14 protein-coding genes are annotated in these 8720 nt (G+C 41.7%); 2 read left to right on the forward strand and 12 right to left on the reverse strand.

The features are described 5' to 3' along the window. Window positions 1-213: 213 nt before the first annotated feature. Window positions 214-588: a regulator gene (locus AACW75_RS20040; protein ID WP_237297940.1), complete on the forward strand. Its 375-nt coding sequence runs from the start codon at window positions 214-216 to the stop codon at window positions 586-588. Window positions 589-660: 72 nt separating this feature from the next. Here AACW75_RS20040 and AACW75_RS20045 read toward each other — a convergent pair whose 3' ends face one another. From AACW75_RS20045 to AACW75_RS20100, 12 genes are all read right to left on the reverse strand, one after another. Continuing rightward, window positions 661-1134, reverse strand: a complete 474-nt coding sequence (locus AACW75_RS20045) for a hypothetical protein (protein ID WP_237297941.1) — start codon at window positions 1132-1134, stop codon at window positions 661-663. A gap of 73 nt (window positions 1135-1207) precedes the next feature. Further along, on the reverse strand, window positions 1208-1393 hold the full coding sequence (locus tag AACW75_RS20050) for an antitoxin MazE-like protein (RefSeq protein ID WP_237297942.1): 186 nt from the start codon (window positions 1391-1393) through the stop codon (window positions 1208-1210). Between the two features lie 489 nt (window positions 1394-1882). Beyond that, the gene (locus tag AACW75_RS20055) at window positions 1883-2128 is read right to left on the reverse strand and encodes a hypothetical protein (RefSeq protein ID WP_237297946.1); all 246 of its coding nucleotides are present in this window, start codon (window positions 2126-2128) and stop codon (window positions 1883-1885) included. A 145-nt stretch (window positions 2129-2273) separates the two neighbouring features. After that, complete coding sequence (locus tag AACW75_RS20060; RefSeq protein WP_237297943.1) at window positions 2274-3638, reverse strand: zonular occludens toxin domain-containing protein; 1365 nt, start codon at window positions 3636-3638, stop codon at window positions 2274-2276. Further along, complete coding sequence (locus AACW75_RS20065; RefSeq protein WP_048659343.1) at window positions 3638-3979, reverse strand: hypothetical protein; 342 nt, start codon at window positions 3977-3979, stop codon at window positions 3638-3640. Before AACW75_RS20065 ends, AACW75_RS20060 begins: the two co-directional genes overlap by 1 nt. A 2-nt stretch (window positions 3980-3981) precedes the next feature. Further along, window positions 3982-5586 (reverse strand): hypothetical protein, encoded by a 1605-nt coding sequence (locus tag AACW75_RS20070; protein WP_145568452.1) that lies wholly within the window; start codon window positions 5584-5586, stop codon window positions 3982-3984. A gap of 130 nt (window positions 5587-5716) precedes the next feature. Beyond that, the gene (locus AACW75_RS20075) at window positions 5717-5917 is read right to left on the reverse strand and encodes a hypothetical protein (RefSeq protein WP_055319872.1); all 201 of its coding nucleotides are present in this window, start codon (window positions 5915-5917) and stop codon (window positions 5717-5719) included. Between the two features lie 41 nt (window positions 5918-5958). Then, window positions 5959-6183, reverse strand: a complete 225-nt coding sequence (locus AACW75_RS20080; protein WP_016786877.1) for a hypothetical protein — start codon at window positions 6181-6183, stop codon at window positions 5959-5961. Between the two features lie 2 nt (window positions 6184-6185). Next, window positions 6186-6533, reverse strand: a complete 348-nt coding sequence (locus tag AACW75_RS20085) for a DUF1293 family protein (protein WP_123286967.1) — start codon at window positions 6531-6533, stop codon at window positions 6186-6188. Next, entirely contained in the window at window positions 6521-7633 is a 1113-nt protein-coding gene (locus tag AACW75_RS20090) for a replication initiation factor domain-containing protein (protein ID WP_237297944.1), read from the reverse strand. Before AACW75_RS20090 ends, AACW75_RS20085 begins: the two co-directional genes overlap by 13 nt. After that, entirely contained in the window at window positions 7623-7823 is a 201-nt protein-coding gene (locus tag AACW75_RS20095) for a hypothetical protein (protein ID WP_016792045.1), read from the reverse strand. The genes AACW75_RS20090 and AACW75_RS20095 overlap by 11 nt, the downstream gene beginning before the upstream one ends. Before the next feature lie 2 nt (window positions 7824-7825). After that, window positions 7826-8122 carry a hypothetical protein gene (locus AACW75_RS20100; RefSeq protein WP_076679289.1) on the reverse strand — a complete coding sequence of 99 codons (297 nt, stop codon included), beginning with the start codon at window positions 8120-8122 and terminating at the stop codon, window positions 7826-7828. 131 nt (window positions 8123-8253) lie between these two features. Here AACW75_RS20100 and AACW75_RS20105 point away from each other — a divergent pair, with 131 nt between their 5' ends. Then, window positions 8254-8613, forward strand: coding sequence for a DUF3693 domain-containing protein (locus AACW75_RS20105; RefSeq protein WP_237297945.1), 360 nt, complete (start codon window positions 8254-8256; stop codon window positions 8611-8613). Window positions 8614-8720: the final 107 nt, after the last annotated feature.

Below are 8720 nucleotides of genomic sequence, written 5' to 3' on the forward strand. Positions count from 1 at the left end.
ATCACTCATAGTCACCAGCATGTTGTTATGTCCATAGCGTTTACCAATATCAATTAAGCCTAGTGGTGATGAGCTAAAGGGACATTTTAACTTTGGAAAATAGTGACATTACAACTTTGCGCTTACACGCTCAGTGCGTATTATGTCTGATTATGTTTAATGGTGCATATCTTATAAATGTAGTGCAACCTCTTGTATTTAGAGGTTTTATCATTGAAGTATCGCGAAATGAGTAAGAATTACATTTTTCGAGAATTGGAATGTCAAATGTCCAGAGAAGAGGTAGCCGAACTGTGTTTTAAAAGTGTGAGGACAGTCACTGGTTGGGATGAAGGAAATCCAATTCCACCTGAATGTAAAAGGCTTATGCGAATGGCAAAGGGACGGGAGCTAAGCATTAGTGAAGATTGGGAACAGTTCAAAATGTTGTATGACAAGATGGAATTACCGACAGGTCAAGTCGTCAAACCACAACAGATATTAGCAGGGATAGCGTTATTAGGAATCCAATCAGAGTTAGAAATCAAAACTTCAACACACTTGTTAGGTATTGCCAGAGCAATAGCAAACATTAAAAGCAAAATTTAACACTGGTATTGGAGCTAGATACAAAAACCCCAACGTTTAGGATAAAGCTAAATGTTGGGATTATGCTCGATATCACTTTCTTGTAATTACCATCGGTATACATTTCACAGAATTAAGGCCTGCATCTCTAAAAGCGAAATATCCATTAAAAGTACTACCATTCTGCAGAGATTGTAAATACATAGTCCCACCAGAGAAGGTCTTCTTATCTTTACTTTGCGCGTTAAGACATAAGTAAGACTCCCAGTAGTTGCCTACAAGATCAAACTCGATATATTCTTCTACAGTTGGATTAACAAATTTAAAAGACATAGAGCCTGAAATAGAGTGTGCATTTTGTTGCAAGATAAAAGTCAATGTAGTTTCTGATTCGTCATCAGGAATGAAATCTGCTCTCCAAGAACCCGATATATCAGCTCCCTGATAACGAGACTTTTGCCAAAAAGGGATGAGTGTCTTATAAAAAAATTGCTTTAAAATAAACAGGGATAATGAGGTCAGTATACCAACTACTATGCCAAGAGTTATTGTTTTAAATATATCCATGCAAGCCAAGTAATCCTATTAAATTCAACAATCTAGTATTGTACAACTAAATTGTCACCAGTGACATAGCACTCTAGTGCATAGAAACCATACGACCAGTGTAAACATCTTTCAGAACTCCAACCGTCAGGTTTTCATGGTCACACATAACAGAAGCTGCTTGTTTGATGTCAGACTCTCTATCCTCTGGAACCCATAGAGTCACTTTTTTAAACCCTTTAGACTTCATCTTATCTTCATACTTCTTGTTTCGACTCATTAAAAAAACCTCCGTGTAAATAGCTATTTGATCACACTCGATCTAACTGTGCAAGACTCGCTTCGCTCAAACACTGGCGCACTAAGTTTGCGAATACAGACAGAGCACTAGCGCGCAAGCTTGCAACTAGAGCGGGTTAGGTGAGAGCTGATAGATAGGTCGAATTTACCCCCGTGATACAACACGGGGGTTGGCTTCCTCCCGCCGCGCTCGTCCTCCTCAGTCTTCGTCGTTCTCACTTGTTGTCCGTCAGCACTGGAAAGAGATCCTTTTCGACACTCAAATGATCTTAAGAAAGCTAGTGAACACAAAAAAGCCTTACCGATGTGGCAAGGCCTTAAAGAGCTATTCTGGCAGGGTGAGGGAGGGTGCTACATAGATGAGCATGGGCAGTTAGAAACACTCGCCAGTTGAGACCTACGGACTAATAACCTCTACAGTGTGGCTCGGTGCCTCGTTCGCGCTTCGCTCTCTCTTATCCCTGCGGGGCTACTCAACGACAGACTGTAATCCTTTCAAAGCATCAAGGTAGTCATTTACTGCAAGCTCATTATTGTAGAGCTTCCGCTTTAGCTTCTCATTTAGCATTCGTTCTTTTTGATACAACTCTTGATACTTAAGTGCGTCATAGCCACCTTGAACTAGAGCTTTAGACATGGTCGATGTCTTCGTCAATTCTTTTAGCTTGGATAGCATTTCTTCATGCTTTTCAGTATCTCGAATAGTAATAGCCATCATTTTCCCTCAATGCCGGTTTGTCCTGGTTTGATTATGATAGCATTTTTGGCAGTTCGTTCCAGGATAAAAACCTTGGTTTGATAGCATTCCAAGGTTCTCGATCAAAACACCGGTTCGTGTTTTGATAGCATTACTCAACTAGTTAAAACAAACTGACATCAGCTCGACTCACTTCTGGCAAAGCGGTAGCAGTTGCGTAGGGCTTGCATGTTATCAACTTCGACAACTGACCTCTGTTCAGTTTCAACAAGCAATCATCAATATGGTCTACAGTAACGTTATAAGCCTTTAGGAAGTTTTCGTTTACATAATAAAGACCGTCTAGAGCTTCCACCTCGATGCTAATGTGTTGCTCGATAGCTCCTCTCTTGATGGCGAAATTAATCCCCGTTACATACGCTTTCTTAATTCCTTCAAAAGGAAGAACCTCAGCTATAGGAACATGAGAAAGGCTATCTTTGTCAGTGCCTTTACTGCTATCCCTACTAGAACGTACATCCCCAGTAGCTTCACTATTTTTACTAGGTAGTGTTTCACTTTGCTTAGGAACGGCAGTTGAAGACGTTGTTTGTCCCGCTTCCTCCACCGTCTCAGTAGTTTCAAAATAACGATTGGATAAGTCATAAATTATGTACCCGAAACAGAATATGGATAATAGAAAAATCAAAATAGCTTTAGGACTACGAAAAAGCGTATTCATAGCGAGTTGTTGTTTAGCGCTGCCTGTCCCCGTAGATTTGTAGAGTAGGAAAGAGTCCAAAGGGATTTTTTGATTGGTTAGGTTGACGTCTTTCTTTTTGGGAATGACAGGAGTCGATACCGATTTGTCATGCTTCAAGATATAGGGATTTCGTTTCGTCCAGAAAAACTGATCGCGTCCCTTGTGAAAGAAGTTCTGATTCGCACAGGCCTTAATACCAGAATCGATTTGCTTCCAATCTGGTGAAAGCAACTCGATATCCCAGTCATATTTTCGGTGTCTCATGAACCCCTCATTGAAGCTATGAGGATAGATAATTCTGCCTTCTGAATCGTACTCAGCAATCCCTCTGTCATCTATTTCAGAATCTTGTAACTCGTCCATGTTCGCAGGGGTGTAACGAGAATTGAAAAAGCGTTCGTAATCTTTAGGTAGTAAGCCGTCACGAGGTGATTGAGTGATGAAGTCAGATAGCGGTTTGTATTTCACTTTGCGAATATCAAAGCCGACGTTTTTAGAGAAAATATCCTGACATTCATCAATAACGATAAGCGCACCAATAGGGCACCAACAGAAGAAGTGCGTCCAAAGGTGAACGCCAGATTCATCCCTAGAGCTAATACGAAAGAGTTTAGCGGTGCTAGGGAATTGGATATTAAATCGTTCTTCAATGACGGCTAAGGGCTGCATACCCTCGATGTTAGTAACAACCGTTCTACCTGCTTTCAAAGCTTGGTAGATAGAAAAGTAAGCCGTGTATGCGGACTTGTAAGAGCCGTTAGCGCCCGTTCTTATGGTAATCGCCATTATCTAGATAACCTCATCACTAAAGCGGTAGTGAAGAAGTTAGCCCATACTGCAAGGCCTTGAGGGACGCCAAACTTAAACGCATAAAACCTCAGCTCATCAGGTAAAGCATTAAAAGCTTTGGACAGAATATCGTTAAAGCCGATCTCTTTTAAGAGGATTTGAGCCGAGTTGTAAGAGAGCTTAATGAACTCTAATTCTGCTTTTAATTTCATCTTAATCATGAAAATCTGAATGTATGAAAAGAGGTCTAAGGTCATTTGGGGTATAGCTTTAAAGAAGTCCGTAATAAACGCCATCTGTAAGCTAATCCAATCAATAAAAGAGTAGATGTAATCCATAACTAATCCTTACCTAACATTCTGATACCAGACAAAACAAACAAGAACATCACAACGGCTGAAATGATCGTGGCGTTCTCCAATAGAGCAGAGAGCACACCTGATTTGAAAGAGCGTTCAGCATGGTTAACATTGAGATTTAATGAGTGCTCTTTATAGGTGCCGTTATTGAAAGAGCTGGTATCGATAGAGAATAACGCTTTGAACTTTTCAAATTCATCGGTCATTTCTTGTTTGATTTCTGTGACTTCATTTTGAACTTCAGCTATTTGGTTTTGAGTGACAATGAATCCCTCACCATTAAAGCCATAGTTAGGTTCAACAAAGTTATTGTCGTTAGTGACACCATTGATGAGGTCAGTTAGCTTACTTTCGACACCGGACATATCAGAGCCGTCTATACCGTCTATTTGAGAAGATAGGGCGCTTAGTTGTGTATTCAAAGAATCCAGTTTTCCATCAACAACCGTCACCTGGTCTGAAAGGCCTGACACGTTAGTTGTCATCTCTTTTTGGGATGACTCCATACGTTTAAGTATCTTCTGGTTGGCACTGGCCTTAGCTGCGTTTCTTAATCGGTTCGAGTCCGTTTCTGAAAGCGAAAGCTCATCAAGGTCAACGTCGACTTCGAAGTTATCGAGTTTGTATTGAACGTCTAATAGCAACTGCTTGGCTTGTACGTGTCGATAATCCAAAGCATAGGTTTGATTTAGTATGTTTTGTTCAACCTCAGATAGTGCTTTGTCCATTTCTACAAATTTGTATGAAAGATTAGCGCCCATGTTGCTGATGCGATTGGGTATCTCATTGATGTTGCCCGTTCTTTCGATGAAGTTACGGTGAAGATGGGAGATGTCTTGTCGAATGCTTTGATGGCCGTTAATGATCGTTTCATTGAGGCCTCCATTATAAGTATTGAGAGCTTCATTGAACTGTTTACGAGTGATGCCCGTTCTTACCAATTTATCGATTACACCAACCAAGTCATTTTGGTTTTTGGACAATTCTCTGACTGAATCCGACCACGCCTTAGTGTTCATACAATCCAAGCCACCAACACAGTTGTAGTTCTTGATCTCTTTTAATTCGACTAACTTGTCATAGTCTGATTGAATTCGGTCGGGGATACCATCTGCGTCAGTATCGGCCACCAAATTGTCGTTACTCTCTGGATTCGCATCGGAGTGGTTAGGGATTCCGTCACCATCCCAATCTTCCTCACTGTCGAGAATGCCATTCATATTAATGTCACCCTCCCAAGGGAAAGGCTTGGCTGAGTCACCTGAAAAGCTATCACCACCAGAGCATTTTTCGCCCGTAAAAGTAAAAGAATTACTCCACATACGTTTGGTCGGGTCAACGCTTATCGATACAGAGCTTCCGCGAAGAACACAAGCTGAACCATATTGGCCAATACACGCTGACGTTGGGCTTTCGCCCCATATGTAAGCATCATAGGTATAGGTTCGTGATTGAGATTTCAATACGGTGCAAACCGAAGTACAAACGCCACCGTCATCAACTTCCCCCAAAGGGCAGCTAATGGCGTGAGCGTAACCACTTAAAGACGCGAACAGTACCAAGAGCGCGTATCGTATTATTCTCATATTCAAAGCCTAGATATAAAAAAGCCCCCAAACTAGGAGGCATTGATACCCGTATATACGCCATATACGAATGACATAGCCATAACCACCCCAAACAGGACGGTTACGACTTGAGAGACAATGTCTCCCATTAGTTCCCCATAGAGTTCATGATAGCGCGAAGACCAAAGCCAATCGCAGCAAGACCGATAAGACCAACCACAACCAAACCATAGTTAGATTGACCAGTCGTTACAGCTTCATTGATAGCCGTTGTGATTGCAGTGTTATCAGCAAATGAAGAAGCAGAAACAAATGCAGTAGAACCTAGAACCAATAGACGTTTTTTCATGATATTTCCTTTTTTAAGAGTGTGTTACTAAAAGTTGACCCTTAGCCTTTGCCAAGAGTTTTTAATATTCGTCCTAGCACATGGCCAGAAACGAAAGATAATAAAATCCAACCTGAAACAGCGGTGTAGAGTTCACTGTCGATGTTCAAAGATTGAGACGCAGAGACTAAATTGTTGTATTCAGAATCTGTGAGCATTACGAGCTGACAATCAAAGTCGGTTGACGTTCTTAAGTAACCTTGTTGAGTGGTCGTAATGCAGTTCATTGTTAAGCCTTGTTAGCTTTCATGAAGCTATCGAAGTGCTTTTTGATTTCTTCATCGACAGGAACAAGATTGGTAACCAAGATATCGAGTGGATCATTTGGGTTAGCGCCAAAGCTCAGTTCGTAGTCACGGTTGGCAACAAAAGCGCGCGATTGGATAAGCTGACGAGCGTAGGCCACATCAATTTTCAACGCTTGTTTGTTGTAAGGGATGTCAGTCGAGTAACCGATACCCGTTTGCTGAAACTTCTCGTTATCGACTTCTTCAACAGCACGTAGGACAGACAATTCCGCAAATTCCATATTAGATTTAGGGAAACGCTTGATAGCAATACCAGTTATTGTAGGCATATTCTTGACTCCAAAATTTCGATTTTCTGTTTAGTGTATTCGTCAGGAATACCCAACGAGGTTTCAAAGTTTGCGCGTCTATGGTGTGTAGGAATGAGCATTCCGAATGCTTCACCCAAATCACCCTCAGTCATTGCCACAACTTCAGACAGTGCCTTACCACATTGACGACGAACCCAAGCAATACGAGCGAAGAACTCAAGACCTGCTTTTTTCTTGTTAAGCTCAATCTTCATTGGTTCAGCAGGGTCGATACTGGCCGAGAAGTCACACAGACCAGCAAAGGCCGAAGCAGGCGAGGCGAGTAGTGCCAAATCGCACTTCTTCAATTCCACTTCATTGCGGTACCAAATCACTTCAGGGTCAGCAATGTTTTGCTCGAACTTCTTGTTGTACACACGCCAGTAGATCGCAGAGGTACGAGAGCCAACAAGAACGGCTTCCTCTGATAATTCACCAGATTGTGAAACGCGCTTATGAGGAACCATTGTGGGACCACGTCCACGAGAAGCAGTGCGAAATGCTCCCTCATAAAAACATTTCTCAGCATACTTACAGTCAAAGATTCCGGTGTAGTCATCCACACAGAGATCTAAACGGGCTAGGCGAGTGATACCTAAAAGTGACAACCACCAGTGCACCTTTTTGTGTGTGGTGAAGTCGAACAACTTAGCGCAACCCGTACCATTGATTTGCACGTAGACCGTATCGTTATTACCGCCAACACCAACCAAGCCACATTCAACCGTTCCCGTAGAATCGTAAATCACCATCGAATCTTCATAGCCATGTAAGCCACGGCCACGCATAGGAGAAATACGAAAGTTAAAGACTTTAGACATGAACTCATCAAACCTATCGGCTAAAACCTTGCGGCATTTGTTACGGTGTGACTCTATTGATTTCTCTATCGCTTCTGGTGAGTTAAGACGACCGTTAACGCTTTTCTTTTTAAACTCAGGAAACTGCATGTTGATAAAGTCTTGTTCGTTCGAGCTGTCCAAATGTCTAAGCGAGCCATACGAAAACGAAAAGGCTAGGTGATCCACTTGAACCGGACGAATTTCATCATGGAACTTATGAGGCTTTTTAGATTGCATGGAAAACCCCTTTGACTAACAGCTCTTGGTAGTTCTCATCAGTAATTTCAACAATCTGAAATGACACCATGCCGTAATGAACCTCCATGAACTGGAAGAAATCACGCTGAGTCTTAAAGAAGTTATGACCCCAAGGAAAATAGGCGTTGATGCCATGGTTAGGTTCGTTGTCGAAGTAGATTGAATCCATGATTAACGTTCCAAGCCGTAGAATGCGCAGAACTGTTCAAGTTCTTGGTCGTTATCAAACGTAAAAGTGAAAGAGTCTTCAGAGTTATAAAGCGGATTCTTATAGCTGACAGTGTGGAAAAGTTCTTCACCGATAGTACGTTGACCAAACTCAAGTTCGCTAACAAGGAACTCAAAGCAGATTTCTAGTGGCGAGTTATGAAGAGACACAGACGCGTGTGTGAATTCTGGGTAGCTAGAGAAGCTAACGTGTTCAGATTTCAGCACAGAGCCATATTCAATAGATTCAATTTGGAACATAGAAGCCACCAGAAGTTAGTAAGTACGATAATTTCCGTACAGTAAATACGATAAATCTCGTAGTGGCAATACGATAAATTTCGTGTTTATGAGCTAGAATCGAGCTAGAGGAAACAAACGAGGTTTTCAAAATGTACACAAAGAAACTCATAGATGCTTATAAAGAGCACATGAATTACATCCAATATAAGCAAGTCGCGTCCGATTTGGGTATTAGCACTCAAATGCTAACGGACATTCGAAAAGACCGAGCATTTTTAAAAGAGAATCAAGTACTTATGCTTGCTGATATTGTTGGTGAGGATAAAGAAAAGGCATTAGTTGGGCTTGCTTTGGATAAGGCAAAAACTTACGAAGCGCAGACACTGTGGAACAGCATTGCAAAAAAGTATAACGGGCTTGGTTTAACAAGTATTTCAATGGCTTGCGGTGGCTTAGCATTGATGGTTGCTACCCCTAAAGAAGCCCTAGCTCTGTCAATCCCATTTTAAAATGTCCTCATTTGTCCCAAATAGAAATGTCCCCTTGTTAGGTCTTTCGACTGGAGGTTTTGAATGGTTCGGTGAGCACTGGGTTGATGGCTCGAGGGGCTGTTTGA

The organism is Vibrio sp. L3-7 (assembly GCF_963898195.1).
Taxonomy (GTDB): domain Bacteria; phylum Pseudomonadota; class Gammaproteobacteria; order Enterobacterales; family Vibrionaceae; genus Vibrio; species Vibrio echinoideorum.

Excerpts from the sequence above, each read along its gene's own strand:
- AACW75_RS20055 (WP_237297946.1), bottom strand. The coding sequence starts at position 2,128 with ATGGCTATTACTATTCGAGATACTGAAAAGCATGAAGAAATGCTATCC.
- AACW75_RS20090 (WP_237297944.1), bottom strand. The coding sequence starts at position 7,633 with ATGCAATCTAAAAAGCCTCATAAGTTCCATGATGAAATTCGTCCGGTT.
- AACW75_RS20060 (WP_237297943.1), bottom strand. The coding sequence starts at position 3,638 with ATGGCGATTACCATAAGAACGGGCGCTAACGGCTCTTACAAGTCCGCA.
- AACW75_RS20065 (WP_048659343.1), bottom strand. The coding sequence starts at position 3,979 with ATGGATTACATCTACTCTTTTATTGATTGGATTAGCTTACAGATGGCG.
- AACW75_RS20080 (WP_016786877.1), bottom strand. The coding sequence starts at position 6,183 with ATGAACTGCATTACGACCACTCAACAAGGTTACTTAAGAACGTCAACC.
- AACW75_RS20070 (WP_145568452.1), bottom strand. The coding sequence starts at position 5,586 with ATGAGAATAATACGATACGCGCTCTTGGTACTGTTCGCGTCTTTAAGT.
- AACW75_RS20100 (WP_076679289.1), bottom strand. The coding sequence starts at position 8,122 with ATGTTCCAAATTGAATCTATTGAATATGGCTCTGTGCTGAAATCTGAA.
- AACW75_RS20075 (WP_055319872.1), bottom strand. The coding sequence starts at position 5,917 with ATGAAAAAACGTCTATTGGTTCTAGGTTCTACTGCATTTGTTTCTGCT.
- AACW75_RS20085 (WP_123286967.1), bottom strand. The coding sequence starts at position 6,533 with ATGCCTACAATAACTGGTATTGCTATCAAGCGTTTCCCTAAATCTAAT.
- AACW75_RS20095 (WP_016792045.1), bottom strand. The coding sequence starts at position 7,823 with ATGGATTCAATCTACTTCGACAACGAACCTAACCATGGCATCAACGCC.
- AACW75_RS20045 (WP_237297941.1), bottom strand. The coding sequence starts at position 1,134 with ATGGATATATTTAAAACAATAACTCTTGGCATAGTAGTTGGTATACTG.
- AACW75_RS20050 (WP_237297942.1), bottom strand. The coding sequence starts at position 1,393 with ATGAGTCGAAACAAGAAGTATGAAGATAAGATGAAGTCTAAAGGGTTT.
- AACW75_RS20105 (WP_237297945.1), top strand. The coding sequence starts at position 8,254 with ATGTACACAAAGAAACTCATAGATGCTTATAAAGAGCACATGAATTAC.